Here is a 24,137-nt window from a genome sequence, read left to right as displayed (position 1 = left end):
TGCATATTCCGGAGCATCGTGAACAGTGATTCCGGCCCATCGTGAACACCCGTTCTGGTTTTAGCGTGAACGCTCATTCCGGTTTTATCGTGAACACTTTTGACTGATTTTCCGGAATCGGTGTTCACACCAAACCAGTACAATTTCAACGCATTGATTATTAATTACTTTGTTAAGCTATTTCCTTTTTGTATTACTGAGGAAGGGATATGGCGACTAAGAGGATCACAATGCGTAAAATTCGAGAAGTGTTGAGGCTACATTTTGCTGCCCAACTCAGTGTCAGAAAAATAAGTGCCAGCACTAAGATCAGTGTCGGTGGTATTCAAAAACTACTCACTAAAGCCAGAGCTTTATCGTTAAGTTGGCCACTGCCCGACGAGCTTGATGATTCTGTGCTTGCTAGTCAGTTCTATCCTCGCGCCGACACTCGGCCATCCCAGCGATTTGAAGTGCCAGATTGGCCAGCCATTCGAAAAGAATTAACGGGCAAAGGCGTCACCAAGAACTTACTCTGGGAAGAATATACTCAGCAATATCCGAATCGTTGTTACAGCTATTCTCAGTTCTGCGATCGCTATATGACCTGGCTTAAAAAGCAAAAACGTTCGATGCGACAAGTGCATAAAGCAGGAGAAAAACTCTTTGTCGATTATGCGGGTCAAACGATGCCCATTGTTTGTAATGCGACGGGTGAAGTGAAGTTCGCCCAGATATTCGTGGCGGTGATGGGCGCATCAAATTATACATTTTGTGAAGCAACCTGGAGCCAAAGTCTACCCGACTGGATCGGCAGTCACGTGCGAGCATTTGAATTTATCGGCGGTATACCTGACATGGTTATCCCCGATAATTTACGCAGTGGTGTCAGTAAAGCGTGTCGCTACGACCCTGATGTTAACCCGAGTTATCAGCAATTGGCCGCGCATTATGGCACCGTGATTGTGCCTGCTCGTCCCAGAAAACCACAAGATAAAGCCAAGGCCGAAGTGGGCGTGCAAATCATTGAACGCTGGATACTCGCCAAGTTACGACACCAAACCTTTTTCTCATTAGCTGAGCTAAACCATTGCATCAAAGCCTTACTGCTTGAGGTCAATAATAAGCCCTTTAAGCAACTGAGTGGGACACGACAATCATGGTTCGAGTCAATCGACAAACCCGCCCTCGCGCCCATGCCCAAACTAGCTTATCAATTCACGGATATTAAACACGTCAAAGTGAATATTGATTATCACGTTCAGTATGATAACCATCTTTACTCGGTACCCCATCACTTGGTGGGTGAAAAGCTTGAACTTCATGCCAAAGACAACTTGATTGAGGCTTATTTCAAGCATAAACGCATCACCAGTCACCCGAGAAAATATCATCCGGGCATGACCACCACATCCGAGCACATGCCTGTAAAGCATGAGAAGCATCATAAATGGTCACCAGGGCGTTTAATGAATTGGGCGAAAGATATTGGAGATGACGTTTTGCTCTGGGTGAAAGCACAATTGGCACAGAAACAACATGAAGAACAAGCGTATCGTGTGTGCTTAGGCTTACTCAACCTATCAAGAAGCTATCCCGCCGATCGGCTCAATAACGCCTGTGCGATAGCCAATCAATACAGTTTATATCGGTTAAAACATATCAAAGACATACTCAGTAGCAACCAAGATAAATTGCCGCGAACGCAAGAAGAGCCGTCGACGTTATTGCCACAATCCCATGAAAATATCCGTGGTCCTAAAAGCTTCCATTAAGGTAAGGAAATTCTATGTTAGAACAAACGATAACTCAGCTTCGTCAACTCAAACTCAGTGGTATGGCCAACGCCTTAGTGAGCCAAATGGAACAACCAAGTACTTATGAAGGGTTGTCCTTCGATGAGCGACTACAACTGCTAGCAGACAGTGAAGCCCAAGACCGAGAGAGCCGAAAACAACAACGCTTACTTAAAGCGGCAAAACTTAAATTAGCCGCTAACGCCAGAGACATAGATTATCATCACCCGCGAGGTCTCAATCAATCGATGATGGCATCGCTACTGCAATGTGATTGGCTGAATAAATCACAAAACTTACTGATCACAGGCCCTTGCGGTAGCGGTAAAACCTATATCACTTGTGCGCTTGCGCATACAGGATGCATGAAAGGCTACAGCGTTAAATATTACCGACTCTCAAGGTTGATGCTTGCGCTGACACAAGCCAAAGCAGATGGCACTTACAGTCGAATGTTACAGTCACTCGCTAAGATCGACTTACTCGTTTTAGATGATTGGGGGCTTGAGCCACTTAAAGCGGCACAACGAAATGACTTAATGGAGATCATGGATGATAGGCACGGCAGTTCATCAACCGCCATCATCAGTCAATTACCCACCGAAGAATGGCATCAATCCATCGGCGATAATACCTTAGCCGATGCCATTTTAGATCGACTAATGCACAATGCTCATCGGATAAAATTAAAGGGGGAGTCTATGAGAAAAATTCAATCTAAAATTGACCATCGTGAACACTTAGGTTAAAAATGTCATGAACCCAATGCGTGGAATTTAAGTGTTCACGATAAAACCGGAATCGGTGTTCACCATCACCGGAATACGCAGTTCGTGGAGAAATGAAAAACCAAAAAGAATATAAGCTGCCATTAACCAAGGCCATGCGCGCCATTATTTTAGAGCAGAGAGCCTGGATGGAAAATGCATTACCCAACTGTAACCCTGATCATATATTTCTTCAGCCTCGCGATCTTAACAAACCATTTGCTAAAAGGTCGCTGGACAAAATCATCAAAGATTACTCCCCTGTTGATGCAGTAAAAGGAGATAAAAGAAACATTGTTATGAAAGGATCTGCGGGAGCATTTTGCACAATGTGCCGAAGCTTTTTTAAATCCAACGCAAAAGCGATTATGGTTGCCAACGGCTATCATTTTAAACACGCAGAGGAACTCACCAGACTCGCGCTGCATCACCTCAGAAAAGAGGACGATCCAAACGGCTTGAATTATGATAAATCTGAAGAGCTATTTGGCACTTCAACAAAGCTCAAATTTAATGTATTCAAAATTCATGAAGCCAGTATTTTAAAAAGAGCGAAAGAACTCGAAAGCCAACAACTCAGACTTACAGGTATGCAAAGTAAACAAGCTAAAAACCTAAAAGAAAATAACGATAAAAAAGCCTTGAGAGATAGAATTAAAGCTCATTTAGTTCACAAAGGCAGTTATGTAAACTTCATTAATCAGCCACTTGGTGATACGGGCAGAGTAGCAAAAGATTTGATCTTAACCGAAGAAGGAAGAGCTGTCGTTGAGAGATATTTAAGTGACCAAGCCAAAGCAAAAAATAATTAAAAAAAGTTTAATTTGGACTTACCAAAGTTTTTGTTAAAAAAATTAATTTCATATCATTGCCTTATTAGAGCGATACCTCATCAATTATTTGATGATTTTAACTTTTTTAAGGTTTTTATATTAATGGCAACATCAGTATTAAATTCAGTAAAACCATGTGAGGTCACGATTAAAAGTCGTGACCTTTGCATGGCTGAATTTAATGCATTTAAGCCACCGTACAATGACGAGTCAATGGAAGAGCTAGCCAGTCTTGCGACTATTATATTGGCGCAAGAAAAAGGAAGAAGACTTTCAAAGTATCAGCTTAAAGATCAAATAAGAATTGTATTCCAGCATGATGGCATTATTAAATTTTTTACTCATTTTAAAAAAGAACATGGCATAAAAAACACAAAGATTGGTGACTCTAATGTTATGAGTTTTTCGGCAGCGAAATTAAGAGCGACCGAAATATACAAAAATAACACTTCTGATTACACATTCGAATTTGTAGTATGTAAACAAATAGAAAACTTACAGGCAATAAATAAACATAGCCCTAGCAAGTTAGCTGAAACCACAGTAACAACTTACAGCTCTTACCTTAATGCAATTCAAAATGCCTTTGGTAAAAATACCTTATTTCAAACTATTACGCCTGAGATAATAGAAACCACGCTTGACCAACTACTAACAGAAAAAAGTGGTCCGCATGTGGCTAAGCTATTCGAGCAAATGAGAAAGCTGTGGGTGTTCGCAAAAAATAAATATAATAATGGCACTAATCCATTCCTAGAAGTAGATAAAAATTATATATCTTCTCGAACGGCGAAGCCTATTCCTTGTAAGGCATATACTGATATATCTCTAATTTCTCAGCTATACATAAACCTAAAAACAGCTAAAAATAATACATTAATAAATGCGGTACTACTGATGATGTTTACTGGGCTAAGACCCATAAATATTTGCAACCTTCGTCTATCGTATATAGATGATTTAAATAATCCTAAATTTTTAACGTTTCCTGAAACAACTCATACCACTCGCGGTGCTATGAAAAACCAAAAAGAGTTTAAAATACAACTCACACCCGAGATGAAAAAAGCAATACAACAAGAGTTAAAATTAAACCCAGACATAAACCGCACCTACTTATTTTGCAAGGTTAAAGACAACTCAAAACCCATTAGTAAAGAGAGTTTAAACCGAACTCTTAAATATCATGCGCCAAAAGACATGGTAGCGGCCCCGCGAGATAACATAAATATAAAAGGCTCAGCCGGAGCATTTCCAACACTACTTCGCAGCTTCTTAAAATCACATATGAAAGAAGTGCTAACTAAAAAAATTGGGTCATCAACAATTGCTGAAATTGAGTCTAAAAAAATGCTTCATCACTCTGTTTCAGATCACGATCCGATGAGTAAACATTATGACCACTCGAATAAAATATATAACACTGATATTAAAGCACTTTATAAAAACTTTTCCCTATTTGAGAAGGAAATACTTAAAGAAGTAAAAATACAGGCTAAGTTAAAAAACAAAACGACTAAAAAATCATTTTTAAAATTAGATTATTCAAATAATTTCATCGCCAAAGTCAAAAGCACAATAAGTGCTTATTCCACTATCTGGGGTAATATAGTTCAGCAAACCCAAAAGCTTAAAAAGAGCCGCCCTTTGCAAATATTAGAGTAAAGCTTACATATTGCAATACAACTTTTTCTTTGCTTACAAAACCTATAAAGAGCTTTTAATAGGTGGTGCAGATTGATTTCTTATAAAAGCAGGGATATCAAAAATATCAGATGCTTTTGGCTTAGTGGCGACTACTTTAGAGCTTGACTCATTTGTAGTGTCATCAAGCATTGATGCCTAGCCAGTAAATTAATTTGTGCAATTGCGCATTCCATTTTAATTCGTGCTGAGCTATTGGCTGAATGAACGGCTATTGTCGGTGGTACAAAACCATCAATAAACACTGCCCGCTCAATCCAAAGTAAAACGTCATAGCCAGTGCCTTTATTATCATTTCCTAAATCATGATCAAGGCTGAGCTGTTTTACTTTGCCGCTCTTCAAAAATGCAATCACTTCGTCAGGCCAATAGGCTCGTAACCAACCGGCTGGTGCTTCTCTTTCATCATCTTAATATACATTCATAGGGTTATCTCACTGAAAAATGTATTCAGACTCTGAAAGCAATAACTAACAACCCTTTAAGCTATATAATAATAGTTATTTTCCACAAAGAGCTGGTGCTTAATTACGTATCAATGCTGGTATGTTAAAAATATCAGAGGCTTGAGGTTGAGTGATCACCACTTAAGGCTTTTTTAATTCGAGGTCTGCTGTTTTATCGTGCGGCTCTACTACCATTTTTGCACTCGCCCCTGCAGCAATTATTAGTAATTCATAATTGCTGGCTAATTAGAAATAGTAATAACCAAAGAGTATCTGCAAGATAACCGAAGACATTACTTGCTTCACCCTATATATTAACTCGATCTAGTTCGAGTGAAAGCAATTATGGCTTAAAAAGCTAGGCAAGGATCAGTGCGTTTAACTTGACAGTAGGAGGCGCGAAGCGACGAACACCACGCTCTTGTTATCCCTATTGAACTAAGCTGACCGCTTGCAATGTAGAATGAATTTTTAGGCCAACGACTTCTAGGCATATTTTATAGAATGACATGTAGTTGTCATCGTTTATTTTAATGAGTTCTTCTTCGGGCAGCTTTTTCATGCTTTCAATTTTCATGAGTTCATTGCTAATGTTGGCGGCAGAAGGCATTGCATATTTACCGCACTCATCCACAGCATTTAAAACAACTTTATTTAGTTTGTTGTTCGTTCATCGTCACTATGTAAGTTAAATGAAACTAACGCAAAATTATAATGCAGATTGCTTTGTTTTTCATGGTTGATCCAGTACTTTGAATGAATTTTTTATATTGTCTGGAAAGTCGTCAGTATTATTGTGTTTTTGAATACTATTGATTGGGGATGAAATATAATAACTACAGTCGCCGTAGTGATCACAATCGCTAAAATAAATGCTTGTCTTAGATTTTTTGGATATGCTTTCAATAATATTTATATATTCGTCCCATTTGAATTCATAATAATATCCAAGATTGTTTGTTATAGTTGTACAAAATAGATCGCGCTGATTTGATTCTGTTTTATGAAAATCATAGGTGAATAAAGCGCTATATGAAATTCCAGATAGAATTTTATCATTGGTAATGTTCAATAGAGCTTCAAACCTTTGGTTTTTATCCTCGGAGCCCCAGAGGGATGAAAACTGTTCTTTCTTCTCATCAGAATCAAACAGAAAGCAAGCTAAATTATATGGTGGGTCTGCTTGAGCTGATTGGGGTAGAAGCCCTGCCAAGCATACAATGAGAAATACAAGTTGTGACTTTTTCATGAGTTTTACTCAATGTTGAGAATAGGCATAACGAGCCTGTAGAATAACTCGTTTTTAATTTATTTTCATTGCTGTATTAACCATAGCCGGGCTCCTATTTTGATTCAATAGGTTACTTCGATTTTACGTAAAATATAAAAAGAGGATTGGATTTCCCTATCAATACGCTCTATTTTATCTTGTAGATTGCGTTTTTCTGAGCCTAGCTCTGCCTGGTTTAACTTCATTTCAAAGTGTATTTTTTCTATTTTCAACGATTGTATCTTAGCTTTATAGGCCTTCGTTCGCTCTGTGACTAGCTCGTGGACTTTATTTTTAATTTCTAAGTTTCTATTAAATTCATTTAGACCTTCATTAACACTACCTAAAAAATTACTTGTGCCTAGTAGCGCCTGAGTAGCTGCAGATTTACTATCATCATAAAATTTCTGTACCTCAGGTTTTGGTTTTGTGCACTTCATGATTAGGCCTGAAATGACCAAAAGTGGTAGAGCTATATAGGTTAGATAAACCCCTACATAAGTAACAGTAAATAGTGTTACCAAATAAAGTGCTAATGTAAGCCAAAAAACGAAGCTTGCTTTAGAATGCATATAAATTAATCCTTTAAAATTAAAATTTCTTATCTAATTTGACGCTGAAAATTCTCAAAGTTATTTAAGGCGTCGAATGCAGTAAATACAGTCCAACCATGTCTTCTTAATATATTAGAATTACTCATATTAATAAGCACCGCTACTTTACGCCTTGGCCAGCAAAGATCAATTGAAACAAATGTTTCTTTATCTTGAATAACAATCCCTAGCTCAGCACCTGGTAACCTAGACGACTCACATTTTTGTAAAAGGCCATCTAATGCTGTATCCGCGCACTCTCGCAGATTATTGTAATTAAACACGTCAAACTTATGTTGCTCACGTCTTAGCTGGTTTATTTTAAGAATATCTGAGTTGCTTACATATATGTGGTCATGATGTGGTTGCTTTTTATGGCAATCTGCACAAAGTACTCTCAAATTATCTCGTTCATTATCTGCTTTATTCCCATTGATATGATGAGTATGTAAGAGCCTTTTTTCAGATTTAAGGTCAACGCCGCATTGCTCACATGTGTAATTTAAATCGCTTCTTAACTTAGCTGAAATTGATGACCAATCTGGCGTATAACCACTTGTGTGTTTTTTACTGTTAACAGGTAAACTTTTAAAGTAGGAGCTATAAACTTCAAAAAATTGTTCAAACGAAAAACTATTAAATACTTGGTTTTTAACTTGAGGACCTTGAGTAGAGTACCCCTTGTAATTAAGTATTTTTAAGCAGTTTTTACATACACCTAAATCAGCCTCTCCCTCTGTATTAGGGCCACCTCTGTAGCTTGAGCCAAATACAGGGAAAAAGCCATCAACCCGATTAATAACATCATAGCGTTTAAACCGGCCTGTTTCTCGCATCAACTCAAGAGTAGAACACTCTGCCACATGGATACGTCGTCCCAATTTACCATTAGACAACACGGCTTCAATATCATCGCCTTGGTCAGGTATATAAAGCATAACCTGATGGCCATCATAGTTTAGTACACCGTTTGACCCATCAATTTCATCTAACTGTACATCTTTACCTAAAATCATCCCTTGATTAAGATGACTGCTAATGCTTCCGAGTTCAGAAGCATCACTGGTAATTGAAAAGTCTGTTACTATTTGCCCTAGGGGTGCAACCGCTCTGTGTAACGCACTAAAATCAACTGTTAGCTTCATTACTGCGCCTCCAGTATCCGTTTTATTTGAATGTCAGCATTAGTAATAGCCCTAAATGATACACGCCTTGACCTTGCAGCATCTTCCACACCATTCTCTTTAATCAAGCGTGAGGATGAAAAACCAACTGCAGCAATATTAGCTTTAATCCAATCAGACTCATTAGGCATAAGTGCATAACCATACTCTAATACAGAACGTGTTCGTCCTTGAGATAATCGCATATTATAAAAGTATGCTTGCGCCTCTGTAGAACCTCTTAAACCAACACTTGAAGTATGACCCTCAATACGAATTTCATCTAAAGAGTCTCTAAACGGGGCAAGCACGTTGATATAACGGGGGAAGAAGTCGTTTAATATTTCTTTATATGCGTCACTTAATCTAGTTTCATTATTAGCAAATAATACATCTGGAGATTGAAAATTGAACGCTAACGTTTCTTTGTCTATTGTTGCTCCCCACTTATCAAGGTCTCTTTCAAATTCGCTTTCTAGCGCTTCATATATAGCAACTTGGTTTTGTTGGTAAGCAACAGCAACATCTTTAATCTTGTCGTTTTCTTTTTGAGTTATCATCATAAAAACAATAGCTATAAACAAGAATACAACCATTAGACCAGCCATCAAATCTGATACAGTTAACCAATGGTCACCACTATCTTGTGAGGTGTTTTGAGAGCCAAATATCTTTTCCATTACATTACTCGCTGACTTACAACTTCATTCATCGCTTTAGTTAACTTAATGTAATCATCAACAAATTTACCGCTTACCTGTGCAAGTGCCTTACCCATTTCATTCATTACACGGTTTATTTCTTTCTGCATCGCAGTATCAATAAGTTTTAGTTGTGAGTCTACGGCTTCACCAGTCATACCAACCTGCTTTTTAACCTCATTCTCCATTGCATCAAAGGTACGTTTAGCTTGATTAATTTGCTGTGTCGCAGCGTCATCAATCACTTCATTAAGGCGTTGCTGAAGTTTTTCTGCAGACTTAACTACAGTGTCACGCACCTGCTCTGTATCTGTCACAAGGTTTTGATTAGCCTGCTTCATAGTTGAAGTAATGTCTTTAGCGTCATCGACTAGTTTTTCAATCATGTCGCGCATATTGTTATTTAAGTCAGTCACCGTATCTTGTAAATGCTGCTTAATTACTTCAGTTTGCGACTGTAAATGATCAGATGTTGTCTTTAAGCTTTCGTTGGTTCGAGCTGTATTATCTGTAAACTCATTACCTGCAGTTTGAATTTCTTTACCAATCTTGTCTGAGCTTTCAATCAAACGCTCACCAACACTATTAATGCCTTTCTCTGTTTCATGAGCAAACTTGTCTAATAAATCATTAGATGTCTGAACATGAGTTTTTATGTAATCGTCTGATTGCGTAAGAAGGGTTTTATAATGGTCACTCGCTGTTGTTACAGCAGCCGATATATCGCTTACTGTAGCTTCAACTTGCTTTTGAATTTGCGGGACGGCTTCAACAGCTTTATCGCGCATATCTTTAAAGGCCTCTAGGTGGCGTTCAAGCTCAGCTAATTGATGCTGATTAACTTCCATAACGCCTTTTAATTCACCCATAGATTGAGGAATTATTTGGCTTTGCTCACTAATATGAGCAACAGATGATTCAGTAGCAGAAATAGAAGCAACACCATGAGCATATTGGTCACTCATTTCTTTAAGCTGAACTTTATAGTTTTCTTGCCATTCAACTAATTTAATTACCGCTTCATTTAATTGTTTAAAGTTATCACCAAACTGCTCTGTTAAGTTGTTATTAAAATCACTAATAACCTGTTTTAATGCTTCAATAACTTGCTCTGTAGCTGACTTTGATAAAGTATCTGCAAAGTCTTGTAGTTTAAGCCATAGCTTTTCACTAAACGCCTCAAAGTTCTCTTGTTGTTTTACAGCTTGTTCTTGGGCAATATTTATCGATGTTTTTGCATTGTCATTAATATCACCACGTAATATTTTTAATTGCCCAAACAGTGTTGATTCTTCATTACCAACAATCGCCTCTTTTAAAACTTTTGTTTCTGCAACCTGCGCTTGCATAGCACCTAATATCGCCTCAGGTGTTGCATGAGAAATGCTATCTTCTAGTTGCTTAGGTTTTAAAAATGAAAACGTAGACAGTGTTTTAAACACTAAAGATAAAAATATACCCGCTAAACTTGTAATAAATGCAGTTTTCAAGCCAGCTAGCAACAAGGGAATACTGGCTTCTATGTCACTTTGGTTAAATTCTAATAAACCAAGAACTATACCTAAAAAAGTACCAAAAATACCCATAGTAGTTAATAGTGTTGGAACAAACTGAACAAACTCAATTTGTTTAGCTTTTTTGGTATAAAACAAACCTAAGCCAAAAACAAAAAGCATTAAAATTAAAACAACACCACTAACAACGTTTGTATCAAAACCGCGCAGTAAACTTTCTAGTATATTCATCTGATTTATCTTATGTACTTCTTAATTTAATTAACAACCACTTTGAAACCTCAAAGCAGAAAACACGCAAGAATGGCGAAATTATAAAGAGATACAAAATTAATAGTGGGGATATGGCAGTATTGCTCGGCTTTTATCCATAAAATCTTTTAGTTCCCTTTCGCCATCCACAACTAAAATAAATCAAAACTTTAGTCGTACCGAGATAGTATATAAACCAGCTGTGATAAGCAAAAAAATGATGACAAACAACTAAAAAAGAAGGTTATATGACCAAGTTTTAAGCTTAAATTCAGTAACTTTTACTGTTCAGCCAATATTAAACATTAATTATCAGCCGGGTTATTAAGTAACTCGACTGATCGCTGTAGCTCATATTTTTTTGCGGATAAAACCCCTAACATGGCCGATTCATGGTTTTCTATATTTGTTCGTCCTTTTCCTTCAGGGCCCCACTCATCGTAAGTCATCATCATCGCTTGTTTTAGACTCTCAGCTCGATTATTTTCTTGATAGAATTTCACCTTATGTTCTGGATAGTAATTGCTGAGCCTCGAGTTACTACTTGGCGAAATTAAACATAAATTTCCAAAGCGATCGACATCCTCCATTTTGCTTGCGCCTGATGGATCGGTTTGTGGGAAGTAATGCTCAACAGAGGTTCTAAAACTAAACTGAAAATCATCAAAGTGCTTTCCAAGCTCTTTTTTACCTTTACCATCAAATGTTTCACCATCTGATAAACGCTTCCACAAAAGGTAATCCAACCGATTAAACACGAAGTTCTGAACACCCGTTCCTTGATGTAATACTCCTGTACTCCCTTCATAAAATGCTAAACATTGACCGCAGGTAATTTCTTCAAAATAGCGATCGCTTAAGCGCTCAAGCTCAGTTAAGTACACCTCTCCATCAATGCTTAAACCCGTTTCCTCTGTAGTATTCCTATTCAAAATACTTAGCGCATCATTTAACCAACGCTTATAAACTAAGGCTGGGTTTGATACATGGAACATTGCTAATAGCATGCGCAATTTTTCATTTAATGTGTCTTGGTCTTTACCAAAAGAGTTATTATAGCCAGAGCTTGTGCTAGTACCGCTCGAATTAGCTATTAGAGTTTGTAGGCTCCACTTACGCTTTTCATTGTGTTGGTCTGGCTTGATGATGTAGCTATCAAATAGAATTCGGTACTTAAGCAACTCATACACAAAGGCTTTGGCTTCTACCTTCAAGCCATTATCTTTACTGATAAACGCATCAATTAGTTTTTTATCATCAAGCGATACCCCCTTAATCTCAGGCATCAACTTGAGTACATGAAGTAAGAAATTTGAAAAGTCGATAACCGTACCAAAGCGCTCTTCTTTCTCGCGCTCTTCATCATCGGTATTTTCACTGGGTGTTTTGTTGTTGATAATTTCGCGTAGTGTCATTGCATCTTGTTTTTGCTGTTTACTCGTATGCTTTGCTTGAATCGCATCAAAGCTTTTTGGCATTGTTTGCCAATTGTCACCAAATACTTCTTTACGCAAATCAGATTGAAAACCCATCTGGGTATAGCGCGACATATTTGAGCAAGCATCCCAGATGGTTGAAAAACAGTTTCTTTCCTCATCATTGCTCAGTGTCGCCATGAATTTTGCTTTCAAAACTTCGTGTTTTTCTAGCTGCTCACCACGGTTATTCATGATCTCAAAGTAGTGGTTAAGGTCGGTTTGCGGTGGAACAACCACTCTCAATATGGTGACGTTTTCTAACAGGTACTCGAAAAACTGCTTAATTTTAGCCTCTGTATCTAGCCTTTTGGTTTTGAAGTAACGCTGAATAATGTTAAACGCAGCATGAATGTTAGGCTCTTCAGGCTCGCCACTTGACTTACCTGTATATATATCTTCTAACGCTCTAGAAGATTTTGGTCGACTATCAAAAGTTAGGTTAATGTCTAACCCTGCTAGGTCACTCTCATCCAATACTTTTCGATGTTTTAAATACGCCAATAAAATAGAGAGCGTGGTATGCCTTTGCTGTCCATCAATGGTTTCGTATATCACATTTGATTGCTGTGAGTGAGTTGTGCGCTGATAGACAACAAGGCTACCCAGGTAATATTTTACTTGTTTTACGCTAACAGTTTCACCTGGCTGAGTAATAAGCCCTGCGGCATCACTAATATCTTGAATAAGCTGCTCAATCTCAGGCGCACCCCAAGCGTAATTCCGCTGATAGATAGGGATAATATATTCAGTTTTCTTGTCGAAAAGCTCTTTGACAGACAATGGCTTTACTAGATTATCTTGGCTCATTAATACTTCCCGATTTCATTGCTTCAATAAACTTTTTTACTTCCTTAGCGTTAGTAAACTTAGGCTCTTTTATATAAAGCGGCTGAAAGTTCAACACCTGTTGAGGGTGAACGGCTTTGCGAATTGCTCTAAATAACCCACTACGGCTTTTAGCATGATTGTCAACTGACTCCATGCCAATACGTTGCAATTCAAGGCGTAAAGAATATGCCCAGCGATAACAAATCTGCGCTGCTTTTTTTAACTCCACATCACCGAATTTGTCGTAGTAATACATCACGGTACACAAAAATAAATTACGCACATAGCTATCCCCTTTACGATGACTGCCATTATACCTAGTGTAATTACTAATGAAAGAAGCGAGCTTCGCCTCCTTGCCAACAAACAAACTTGTGTGAATGGCCATATAATGCTGAATGTACTCAAAAAAGCGCTTACCGTTGATCATCACCTGTTCTACTTGGAAAGGGTAACTCTTGGTTTTCTTGTCCCATTTTCGCGCGGGATCAGCGTTAAAGGTTTCAACCGCGTAATCCAGGGCCAGCATTGCATCGACATAAGCATACTGGGTGTTATCCAAGTTAATACCCTTGAATACATCAATGTTATGACGACTAAACGTAATGCCATAATCACCGTCAATCCATCGGCGCATACGGAACAAAAACTCCCCCATGATGGTGTGCAAATTGGCTGAATCATCATCAGGGTTAACGCCTTGCTCCCAAAGGCTTACATGGTGCAAGCGTTCTGTTTGTGTCGTGGCGTCCATCATTTCACGCAGGTGATACGCTTTGAGTAAATCGTGCGGCGCGAGGGCTTTACCACGGGCATTCTGAGAATCAAAAAACTGAAACGCTTCACTCAAATCATCTAATGTCACTTGAATAAGCTCGCACTTGTTAAGCACAAAATTAAGTAAATTTTGTTTTTCAGTAGTATTCAGACTGGTTACTCGTTCAGAAATGATCTGAGCATTATGTTTGAGGTTTTTAATACTGACTGATGATTCAAACTTATGTTCAAGTAAAGTGGATGCAATAGCTTTCTCAGCCCCATCAAGAATGGTGCAAAGCAGCGTTAAAGTGAGCAGCCGCTGCTGGCCATCAACGATATTCAGTGTCTGTTTTTTATTCTCATTCACTGATTCTTTATCTTGATGCAATACAACAGTACCAAGGCGATAACACGGCTTAGTGCGGTGATTAAAAATATCATCAATTAACTGATTAACGTGCTTAGGCTGCCATTTATAGGGCCTTTGGTATTCAGGAATCGTAAGTTGTTGCGCTAACAACTGCACAATAGTTTGTGGTTTATTGAAGACAATTGCCATAGCTAAAGCGCCTGTTCGACTATGGCGTCGGTTAGGTGAAGTTTAGTGTTTTGTGCGTCAGTTAAACGGGCTTTGAGTTGGTCGCAGAGTGCCATCAAATTATTCACTTTATTCACAATGTGAACAGCCTCTGATGTTGGAGGAACAGGGATGGGCATTCTTCTCAAACCGGATAACGGGACTGTCTTTTGAGCAATACCTGTAGCAACAAAAGTGGCAAACTCATAAGAATATTTTGAGCTTAGTACGTACTTAACATATTCAATTGGAGTCATGCTAGAAGAATTCAATATAGCAACATGTCGTTGAACACAAAATGGCTTATTACCTGTAACAACGATAGGAATACCATAAGAACCTGTGACAGTGTAGAGAAGATCGCCTTGTACTGGTTGTCTAGTCCAATCCAATTTATTGTAATAGCTATCTGGAACAAATTTACAGTTCTCAAACTTGATCTTACCTGTATTTAAGTTCCCGATAACTAAAAACGGTACCCCCCCATTAGCTTTAGGAGGAGCCTGATGGTCACCATCTGTAACTACGGTAAATAAGTCTTGTAGATAACACCATTCCCAATTCTCTGGTAACTCAAACGGTTTTTCTTCGTCGGTGATTTCTGGCAGTGGTTTTTGCTTTTTGATTTTTTTGTCTTTAATCAGTTGGGCTTTTTCTGCTGCTATGCGCTCTAGGAGTTTGGCGGCGGGTTCGTCGTTTGGGTTTTGTGGGACGAGCTTGCCCATTACTGCGAGTTGTAAAATGGTTTGCTTTAGCGTGTCGATGCTGGCAGTGGTGGTGAATAACGTGTCGAAGTGCTCGCTTAAACGTTGCCAGTTTTGTTGGAACTGCGCAGTGGCTTGTTCGGGGGTTGCGGTTTGCTCTGGTGCTTTCAGCAAGGCCTCTAACAGCACTTCAACTAATGTTTGATGTGCCGTAATACTATTTTCAGTTTGTGCTTCGAGCGCATCACACAAGTCCATTAGCTCATCGACTTTAGCGACGATACGCTCTTGCTCTGCTATCGGGGCTAAAGCAACTGGAATAGACTCCCACCTTCCTTTGTTTATGATAGCTATAGTTGTACTTGAAGAAAGCTCCCAGGCTAAATTTTGAAAATATGCTGTTGATGTAACCTTATGTAAATATTTAATAATATTTACATAAGGGGTTATAGAATTAATTTGTTGGTTAAAAGCACAATCACGATCGATGTACGAGCATTTTCCTATGGTACCTATACAAACCATTAATAATGAATTCGCAGGGGCTATACGCCCTAAAGATTTTGCCCCAAGAAGTGAAAGCCCTTCATTTTTGTAACAAACCTTTCCTTCCAAAATATCACCAGGCTTTATAAATGGAACGTCACTTCCAAAAAGCTCAGGTTTATTCTTACTGGGGGTCCCTCCTGTTTGTGTATTGCCTAATTCACCTAATCTGACCCACTCCCAACCTTCAGATATTTCAAACGGTTTTTCATCCTCACTAATTTCCGGCAATGCTTTTGGGAGTTTGATTTTTTTATCTTTAATCAACTGCGCTTTTTCAGCGGCTATTCGCTCTAGCAACACTGAGGCTGGTTCATCATTTGGATCTTGCGGCACTAACTTGCCACGTACTGCGAGCTCTAAAATAAGTTCACGCAGCTTTTTAATACCATGAAGTGAAAACTTTTTAGATGAGCCTCGACCTGATGACGATTTTTGCTCAATAGCAGTCGTCCAAATATCAAGATGCTCGGTTATGAGCTGCTCTGCGATTGTGGTTGATGTTTTTGACTCTGCCATTACTTACCCTCAACATCTTTAGCAAGCGCATCTGCCAATATGCCTTTTAACTGATCGCGTAGTACTTGTATGTCGGCTTGTTGTTTTGCGTAATCAGCTAATAGCGCTTGTGGATCGTGACTGATTACCTCGCCTACGTGCGGGTTTTTAATATCGAGGTTGTAATTGCGGGCAATAATATCGTCGATTGATACTTTCCACGCTTGCTCAGTTTCAGTACGGCTGGCAAAGCCGTCTGCTTCGTTACCCCACCATTCGAGCTCCGTTTTGAATTCTTCAAACTTCATTGGTTTTGTTTTGTTGTAATTTTTTACACCGGCTGGGTAGGGGTGCTCGTAAAACCACACGTCTTTTGTTGGCGTGCCTTTAGTAAAAAACAGGATATTAGTTTTAATGCTTGTGTACGGGGCAAATACGCCATTGGGTAAGCGTATTATGGTATGTAAGTTACATTCCTCTACCAATAGCTTTTTAATTTTGGTTTTTACGCCTTCACCAAACAAGGTGCCGTCTGGCAATACTACCGCAGCGCGACCTTTCGTGTTGAGCACTTCTATAATGAGCTGTAAGAACAAGTCGGCTGTTTCGCGAGTTTGCATGTCGCTTGGGAAGTTTTTTTCGATGCCGTCTTCTTCGGTGCCGCCAAATGGTGGATTGGTGATAATGACATCTACTTGGTCGTCCCAGCTTGAAAGCGGTTTATTTAGTGTATTGCCGTGTTTAACTTGTACCGGTACCTCAATGCCGTGAAGCATCATGTTGGTGGTACACAGTAAGTGCGGGAGTTGTTTTTTCTCTACGCCGTGTATTTGCTTTTGCAATATTTGGTGGTCGTCGCCCGATTTAACATAGTTTGCTTTTACATGGTCGAACGCACACGCTAAAAAGCCACCGGTACCACAAGCCGGGTCCATGATTGACTCGCCTAGTTTTGGATCGGTTACTGCCACTATAAATTTAGTGATTGCGCGCGGGGTATAAAACTCGCCCGCGTTACCTGCGCTTTGTAGGTCTTTTAATATTTGCTCGTACAGGTCACCAAATAAGTGGCGCTCTTTTGAATCGGTGAAGTCTATTTCGTTTAGTTTGTTGATTACCTGGCGCAGTAGCGTGCCGTTTTTCATGTAGTTAAAGGCATCACTAAAGGCTTGGGTGACTACATAACCACGTGGGTTTTTATCTATGGGTGCGGTTAGGTTTTTAAGCTCAGGGAATAGCTTATCGTTTACAAATTCTAAAAGCTCATCGCCGGTCATGCCTTCGTTATCGGCCGCCCAATTGCGCCATAAAAATTGCTCTGGGATTGGCTCGCGGTAATCGTCTAACTCTAGTTCAAGCTCTTCTTCTTGCGCATCAAATACTTTTAAAAATAGTAACCACGACATTTGGCCAAGGCGTTGTGCGTCGCCATCGACACCGGCGTCTTTACGCATAATATCTTGAATGGATTTAATAGCTGAACTGATAGACATAGGTTTCTCTTGTTTGATTATTTTTATAAACAGCGACTAAAGGCAAATATGAAAGCTGTTTATTTTGATTGGTTTAATGTTTTGCTGTCGCTAATACATAACGACAGCAAACATAAATTTAAGCTGTTTTAGGCACTGGCATTTGGTAAATTTCGGCCTCGAGCTCTTTAAGTGCTTGCTCGTATTGTGGTTTGCCACCAAAGCCTTTTTTTACTATTTCACTTAGGCTGCCAATTTCGTTAAATGGCGCCACTTTAAGTGCTTGCATAGATTCTATTTCTTGCACGCCTACATCGGCGTATTTTAACAGAAGGTTCTCGAGTACGGTGTGCGCGGTACCCGAATATTTAGTGAAATAGTTACGCTTTTGTACGTTATCTGCGCGCTCTTTACGGGTAAGGGGTGGTTGGTCGTAAACTACATGGCAGATCATATCAAATGGGTCCATGTCTTTGCCTACTTCTTCCTCAAGCGCTGACCAAATAATGCCTTCTTCGGCAAGCTCATCTATTACTGCTTGTTTACGGTCTGATTGATTCCAACGCTTGACAAAGTCGTCTAGTGAACTGTACTGCTTGCTCATGGTTTTACGGGTGTAATCTATAAATGATTCGGTAACCAGTTTACCGTCGGTATCGTAATACTGTACTCGCTCTGCCACTTTATTAACGGTAACACCTGATACGCGGTACTTAACCATTTTGTTAGTTTCATCGTCCCATTCGCCATCATGCGTGCCATCGCCTTTGGGGTCGTTAATGGTGTCGTTGTTGGCATCGGTTGTATCGTCAGCGGTTGATTGATCATCGAATACGCTATCAGGCTGCTCTTCGGCAGTTGTATCGTCTTGTGACTCAATATCAACGTCTTCGTCTTCAATATCAGTGGGCGTTACTTTAATTACTTTTTCGGGGGTGCCATCAAAGCGTTCATCGGCAAATAACTCGGTGGCTTTTTTAAAGTCGAGTATGGTAAACCACAGCTTGCCGTACTTATCATCAATACGGGTACCACGGCCAATAATTTGTTTAAACTTGGTCATTGATTGTATGTTTTGATCAAGCACTACTAGCTTACAGGTTTTAGCATCTACCCCTGTGGTCATAAGCTCTGAGGTAGTAGCAATTACTGGGTATGGGCGTTTAGGGTTTATAAAGTTGTCGAGCTGGCCTTTGCCTAGTTCGTCATCGCCGGTGATCTTCATCACGTATTTATCGTTTTTAGCCATTTGCTCTGGGTTTAGGTTAGCAATGGCGCGGCGCATACGTTCGGCGTGATCTATGTCGTTACAAAACACGATGGTTTTGGCCATAGGGTCTGTACGCTTTAAATAGTTGGTAATGGTTTCGGCCACCAGCTGTGTGCGCTCGTCAATTACCATTGTGCGGTCAAAGTCTTTTTGGTTGTATATGCGGTCTTGTATTGCTTCACCGTTGTTATCAACCTGGCCTTTTGTTGGCCGCCAACCTTGTAGGTCTACATCAAGATCAACGCGTACCACTTTGTATGGTGCCAAAAAGCCATCTTCAATGCCCTCTTTAAGAGAATAAGTATAAGCCGGGTCACCAAAGTAATCGGTGTTTGATACTTCATCGGTTTCTTTGGGTGTTGCGGTTAAGCCAACTTGAGCAGCGCCTTTAAAATAAGTAAGTATTTCGCGCCATGCGCTATCTTCACTTGCGCTACCACGGTGGCACTCGTCAATAATAATAAGATCGAAAAAATCAGGGTCTACTTGCTTAAAGGCTTTTTGAGATTCTTCTGGCCCTGTTAGCGCTTGATAAAGTGCTAGGTGTATCTCGTAAGCGGGGTCGATTGTTCTGCCGGTAATTTTGGTCATTGACGTACCAAACGGCTGAAAGTCGTTAATACGAGTTTGATCAACTAATATGTTGCGGTCGGCTAAAAACAATATGCGTTTTTTAGCGCGTGATTTCCATAAGCGCCAAATAATTTGAAACGCGGTATAAGTTTTACCGGTTCCTGTTGCCATAACAAGGAGTACGCGGTCTTTACCTGNCCTGCCGATATAGCCTCTACTGTTTTATTAATGGCTTGAAGCTGATAGTAACGCGGGTGTTTACCGCTACCATCGTCATAGTAGGCTTGGTTTATTATGGGCAATTGCGATTGTGTATAGCCCTTGTAGGCACAATATTTAGCCCAAAGCTCTTGCGGTGAGGGGAAGTCTTCTAAGCGTATTTCGGTTTCAAGGTTATGCGCATCAGGTGTGCCGAGCTTGGATTTATCGTGAAATATAAAGCCATCACCATTAGAGGCGAATATAAACGGCACATCGAGCAGCCTGGCGTAATCTAAGCCTTGTTGTAGCCCTTTACCTACTTCGTGCTTATTGGCTTTAGCTTCAATGACAGCAAGCGGCATACTGGGTTTATGGTAAAGCACTATGTCAGCCGATTTAACCGTTTTACGTACACCAAGTTGCCCACGTACGATTACTTTACCGTCTCGTAATTTAACCTCTTGGCGTATTTGAGTTATGTCGTCCCACCCTGCGGTTTTAACTGCGGGCAGAATAAACTTACTGATTATATCGGTTTCGCTGAGCTTTCTTTTATCCATAACTTAAACCATCCCTAAATACTGTGCTATAAGTTCGCACAACTCGTTGATTCAACGTGTTTCATGCTATTTAGTGATGCTATATAAAATATAATGAATTAGCAAAAATAAAAGGTATTAAAAGTTAGCAAGCTGAGTTAATAAAAGTATTAAGCTAATTATTGCTATAACCAAGCTGAAATAGTAACTCATTGCTATATTGGTTCAGAAGGTTAAAAGCTTTTTCTTGCTTAACGTTCATCTGTCCGCCAAAAATTTTATACTTAAGTGAGCTATGTTTTTTAAACATCCTCAAGTTATCTTCAAGCAACTTACCAAAGTGATTGGCATACTCGGTAATGTGGTAATGATGCTGCTGGACGGTTTTAAGGTGTGCCGTTGCTTCAGATTCAAGGGATGTTAACTTTTCTATCTCTGCCAACAGTTCAACTTTTTTCATCTTTATTTTTTCGACTTTTTTATATGAACCTGTTACTGCAAAGTACATTGCCGGAGCTGCTATTATGCCACCTAAAACCATAAACCCTCCAGCCATACCAGCTCCACCTGCAGCGATAGAACCACCACCAAACCAAGCTAGTGTTGCGTTTGTTGCAGCTATACCAGAGAGTGAGGTAATAGCAGTACCTGTAGATGCACTACCTATAATGGTAACGACGCCCCAAGCACCAATAGCTGAAGTACCACCCACTAAACCACCAAACCCTGCTTTGAGTGAAGTTTTGAAACCATCGGAGAACTGCTTTAACTGAATTAAAGTTACTTTTTGATCAACTGACTTTCTGTCACTTGTAACATTAGATTTAGTTTGTAAAACCTTTCCAACTTTTTTTAAAAGCTTATTTGTTTTCTCTAATGTAAAACCGATAGAATTTAAGGCTTTATTCGTCTCATCATTAATCAGTTTTAAATTTTCAAATACTGGCTTATACAGGGTGTTGTGTAAGTCTTCGTAATGTTTATTTTGAAGTGCTAAGTGATAAGTACCACCTAATGAAAAACAACCAATTAAATATTTACCTGTAGATTTTAATATTTGCCTCTTATTGCTTCCTTGTGCAAAAAACACTCCCTCAAACTCATTCTCTAAGTACTCAAAAGACTCGTCGGAAATTTCAGTAAGTGTTTTATTACTATAATTTACTATGGCTTTATAAGCGGTAATGCTATTTTTTGATTGCTTTAAATGAGCAAGGTACTGCTCTTTGACTTCACTGTAATACATTAATTTACTTCCTTGTTAACCAATACCCAACTTTTGAAAATATAAATAAGAGAAGTCGGACAATTATTTTTAAGTTATAAGGTTACAGGATTTCTCTTATCAATATCACCAAGAATTCGCATAGAAATACACTTAAGTATTAGAGTCACACTTTTTCTAAATCATAAAACTAAAAAAGCGCCCTAGAATTGGGCGCTTTGCATTTCGGACAAATAAACAGGGTTATACAAATTTAAATAACAAATATTGCAGCATAGTTTTCATGCTACGCTTATTGCTTTGGCAATATTGCTCATAGTTAATTATGCCAATAGCAATCTTGGTACAGAATAAGGTCAGCGAAATAAACCAGGCAAAATTTTGAGTTGATTGATATTGAAAAAGCAGTAACGCTGAGCCACTAAAAGCAATAGTCGAATAGGCAATTTCTATTCGGTGTTGTCTAAAAGCTTTTAAAATTTTGAGCATTAAAAATCGTCATCAAAAGCATCAAAGCAGCCAACATCGTTTAAATCCGCTATCGAATCTTCAATCTCATAAACAGTCATTACTCTATTAGATTGGCCCACCACATTGCCGCCAACATCAACGATATTAGCGCTCGCATTTGTGATAGGTAGTCCTGTTGTTGGATTAATAGCAATATCACTAGCGTCGATTTTCATTTTTTAAACCTCAATAATCATTAACTTATGCTTTAAACTTTAATGATTTCGTGATAAAAAAACAAACTTGTTTGACTGCGCAGCTCAGCAACAAACAGTTTGGATAAGTGGTTCCCCCTCCACTTACTTCACCTAATTTTTACTAAGCAAAAAAACCTTATTCTTTTCTAAAAAATTCATTAATAAGTTTATTTTGAAGGCGGTTTTGTCTGAAAGACAGGTTTTAAGCTCGCATTTTTCGGCACGAAAAACTGCAAAAAAAGCGTCTCAGAATGAGGCCAATAGCTCGCGTAATACGTTGGAGGCGAAGCCGGAAATGTATGGAGTCGCGCGAATGTACAGCTGGTCTGTACCAACCGCGATAGTGTTTCGCATCAGCGAAATTCGATTAAAATTTGGCACAAATTGATATCGAACCATCTATTTTCGTCAGAAAATAAAAGCGAAGAAAAATGCGGATAATGGGGCACCCATCGCATTGTCTGTAGCGGCAGTATGGCGGTTGGTACAGGGCGGAGCACGGTACATTCGCGCGGGGTCTACAACGCTAGCGCGATAGCGCGTTGAGTCAGCTCGTTGCGGAGCAACATCAGAGCTGGCGTGCGTTTTAGGCCTATGGTTGAGTAGCGAAGCGACGAGGCCATCCGCTGAAAGCGGCCTCTCTTTAGTGTTTTCATCACTCGTTTCATTAAAAGAGCAAACGCACAACGTCTTGCAATGAATACCGTAATATTTTGGCCTAATTGAAATAAAGAACAACCTATAAAGTAAGACCCCTCTTTAAGAGGGGGTCTTACTTTATAGGTTTAATTCACACAAATTTTCTACGTTTAAAAACAAAATTAAAAAAATTAAAAAAATTAAAAAAATTAAAAATAAATTAGGGGCTGTTGATCTTTGTAGTACATATATCAATCAGCCCACATTGGTAGCCACATCATAGTAAATGCTAAAGCGAGCATTGAATGATAATTTCGTTCAAGCTTTTCATACCGCGTGGCTATCCCTCTATATTGCTTAATACGGCCAAATGCATTCTCAACCAAGTGCCGATATTTATACATGCACCAGTCAATATCTTCATTGCCTACTAAACTGTTGCCCTTACGTGGAATAACGGGTGTAGCGTTATTATCACGAACAAACGCTCTCAGTTTTTCACTGTCGTAGCCTTTATCTGCGACAACCATATTACTTGTTGGGCAATTAGCTACGAGTGACTCTGCATGGACGATATCATGCGTATTTCCACAGGATAATTCATAATAAACAGGCAACCCTCCGCTATCGACTGCAAGATGAATTTTCGTAGAATTTCCACCTCGGCTCTTTCCAATTGATTCATTGTCAGCAGTTCTTGCACCGCAACTATGTTGATGAGCCCTGACAATACTGCCATCAATGAAGACCCAATCCATGTCCGCATCACGAGATAATGCGCGAAACAGTTCATTCAAAATCCCTTTTTTGGACCATAAATTAAACCGTCTGTAGATAGCACTCCAACGGCCAAAATCAGAAGGTAAATCTCGCCATGGAATACCTGTGCGCATCTTATACAGTATGCCTTCGAGCGTTTTTCTATGGTCGGGCTTATTATAAATTCGACCACTTAAGTACATTACTTTTGATAAGACATTCCATGTCCCGTCTGTTAGCATTAATCTTGGCATGTAGGTTCGGTGTAAAGTTTTCTGGCGAATTCAATTATACCTTATCTTCATGCTGTTTGTTTTTCATACCACAAAGATCAACACGCCCTA

The 24,137-nt window shown here is 39.2% G+C and carries 17 protein-coding genes and 2 pseudogenes; 4 read left to right on the top strand and 15 right to left on the bottom strand.

The genetic code is table 11. The annotated features are described in order from the left end of the window. Positions 1–209 precede the first annotated feature (209 nt). From istA to L641_RS0106335, 4 genes are all read left to right on the top strand, one after another. Positions 210–1,754 carry an IS21 family transposase gene (istA, locus tag L641_RS0106350; RefSeq protein WP_024600838.1) on the top strand — a complete coding sequence of 515 codons (1,545 nt, stop codon included), beginning with the start codon at positions 210–212 and terminating at the stop codon, positions 1,752–1,754. A 14-nt stretch (positions 1,755–1,768) separates the two neighbouring features. Continuing rightward, entirely contained in the window at positions 1,769–2,524 is a 756-nt protein-coding gene (gene istB / locus L641_RS0106345; RefSeq protein WP_008108839.1) for an IS21-like element helper ATPase IstB, read from the top strand. Between the two features lie 92 nt (positions 2,525–2,616). Continuing rightward, entirely contained in the window at positions 2,617–3,354 is a 738-nt protein-coding gene (locus tag L641_RS0106340) for a hypothetical protein (protein WP_253944050.1), read from the top strand. Positions 3,355–3,543: 189 nt separating this feature from the next. Beyond that, positions 3,544–5,040, top strand: coding sequence for a tyrosine-type recombinase/integrase (locus L641_RS0106335; protein WP_253944049.1), 1,497 nt, complete (start codon positions 3,544–3,546; stop codon positions 5,038–5,040). A 131-nt stretch (positions 5,041–5,171) separates the two neighbouring features. On the opposite strand, the pseudogene L641_RS22235 reads toward L641_RS0106335, so the two are convergent. The 15 genes and pseudogenes from L641_RS22235 to L641_RS0106250 all read right to left on the bottom strand — a co-directional run. Beyond that, positions 5,172–5,477: pseudogene (locus L641_RS22235) on the bottom strand (cyclic-phosphate processing receiver domain-containing protein); the annotation flags it as partial. A 478-nt stretch (positions 5,478–5,955) separates the two neighbouring features. Then, on the bottom strand, positions 5,956–6,102 hold the full coding sequence (locus L641_RS23290) for a hypothetical protein (protein ID WP_158000845.1): 147 nt from the start codon (positions 6,100–6,102) through the stop codon (positions 5,956–5,958). A gap of 156 nt (positions 6,103–6,258) precedes the next feature. After that, a complete protein-coding gene (locus L641_RS0106320) occupies positions 6,259–6,774 on the bottom strand; it encodes a hypothetical protein (RefSeq protein ID WP_024601470.1) in 516 nt (171 codons plus the stop codon). A gap of 104 nt (positions 6,775–6,878) precedes the next feature. Next, positions 6,879–7,367, bottom strand: a complete 489-nt coding sequence (locus L641_RS0106315; RefSeq protein WP_024601469.1) for a hypothetical protein — start codon at positions 7,365–7,367, stop codon at positions 6,879–6,881. A 29-nt stretch (positions 7,368–7,396) separates the two neighbouring features. After that, on the bottom strand, positions 7,397–8,533 hold the full coding sequence (locus tag L641_RS0106310) for an HNH endonuclease signature motif containing protein (protein WP_024601468.1): 1,137 nt from the start codon (positions 8,531–8,533) through the stop codon (positions 7,397–7,399). Further along, entirely contained in the window at positions 8,533–9,231 is a 699-nt protein-coding gene (locus L641_RS0106305) for an OmpA family protein (protein WP_024601467.1), read from the bottom strand. The genes L641_RS0106310 and L641_RS0106305 overlap by 1 nt, the downstream gene beginning before the upstream one ends. After that, positions 9,231–10,997 carry a hypothetical protein gene (locus L641_RS0106300; RefSeq protein ID WP_024601466.1) on the bottom strand — a complete coding sequence of 589 codons (1,767 nt, stop codon included), beginning with the start codon at positions 10,995–10,997 and terminating at the stop codon, positions 9,231–9,233. The genes L641_RS0106305 and L641_RS0106300 overlap by 1 nt, the downstream gene beginning before the upstream one ends. Before the next feature lie 326 nt (positions 10,998–11,323). Further along, positions 11,324–13,303: a DUF262 domain-containing protein gene (locus L641_RS0106295; RefSeq protein ID WP_024601465.1), complete on the bottom strand. Its 1,980-nt coding sequence runs from the start codon at positions 13,301–13,303 to the stop codon at positions 11,324–11,326. Beyond that, positions 13,290–14,642 carry a DUF262 domain-containing protein gene (locus L641_RS0106290; protein WP_024601464.1) on the bottom strand — a complete coding sequence of 451 codons (1,353 nt, stop codon included), beginning with the start codon at positions 14,640–14,642 and terminating at the stop codon, positions 13,290–13,292. Before L641_RS0106290 ends, L641_RS0106295 begins: the two co-directional genes overlap by 14 nt. Positions 14,643–14,644: 2 nt before the next feature. Next, on the bottom strand, positions 14,645–16,429 hold the full coding sequence (locus tag L641_RS0106285; protein ID WP_024601463.1) for a restriction endonuclease subunit S: 1,785 nt from the start codon (positions 16,427–16,429) through the stop codon (positions 14,645–14,647). Beyond that, a complete protein-coding gene (locus tag L641_RS0106280) occupies positions 16,429–17,901 on the bottom strand; it encodes an N-6 DNA methylase (RefSeq protein WP_024601462.1) in 1,473 nt (490 codons plus the stop codon). Before L641_RS0106280 ends, L641_RS0106285 begins: the two co-directional genes overlap by 1 nt. Before the next feature lie 118 nt (positions 17,902–18,019). After that, positions 18,020–20,484: pseudogene (locus L641_RS22230) on the bottom strand (DEAD/DEAH box helicase family protein). A gap of 154 nt (positions 20,485–20,638) precedes the next feature. Continuing rightward, positions 20,639–21,709 (bottom strand): hypothetical protein, encoded by a 1,071-nt coding sequence (locus L641_RS23455; RefSeq protein WP_024601461.1) that lies wholly within the window; start codon positions 21,707–21,709, stop codon positions 20,639–20,641. Between the two features lie 467 nt (positions 21,710–22,176). Next, a complete protein-coding gene (locus tag L641_RS0106255) occupies positions 22,177–22,374 on the bottom strand; it encodes a hypothetical protein (RefSeq protein WP_024601459.1) in 198 nt (65 codons plus the stop codon). A gap of 911 nt (positions 22,375–23,285) precedes the next feature. Further along, positions 23,286–24,047, bottom strand: a complete 762-nt coding sequence (locus L641_RS0106250) for an IS5 family transposase (RefSeq protein ID WP_024600859.1) — start codon at positions 24,045–24,047, stop codon at positions 23,286–23,288. Positions 24,048–24,137 lie beyond the last annotated feature (90 nt).

The sequence above is a fragment of the Pseudoalteromonas sp. TB41 genome (genome assembly GCF_000497975.1).
In the GTDB taxonomy this organism is placed as follows: domain Bacteria; phylum Pseudomonadota; class Gammaproteobacteria; order Enterobacterales; family Alteromonadaceae; genus Pseudoalteromonas; species Pseudoalteromonas tetraodonis.
The sequence above is the reverse complement of the archived record's forward strand: the minus strand, read 5'-3'. Positions and strand labels throughout refer to the sequence as shown.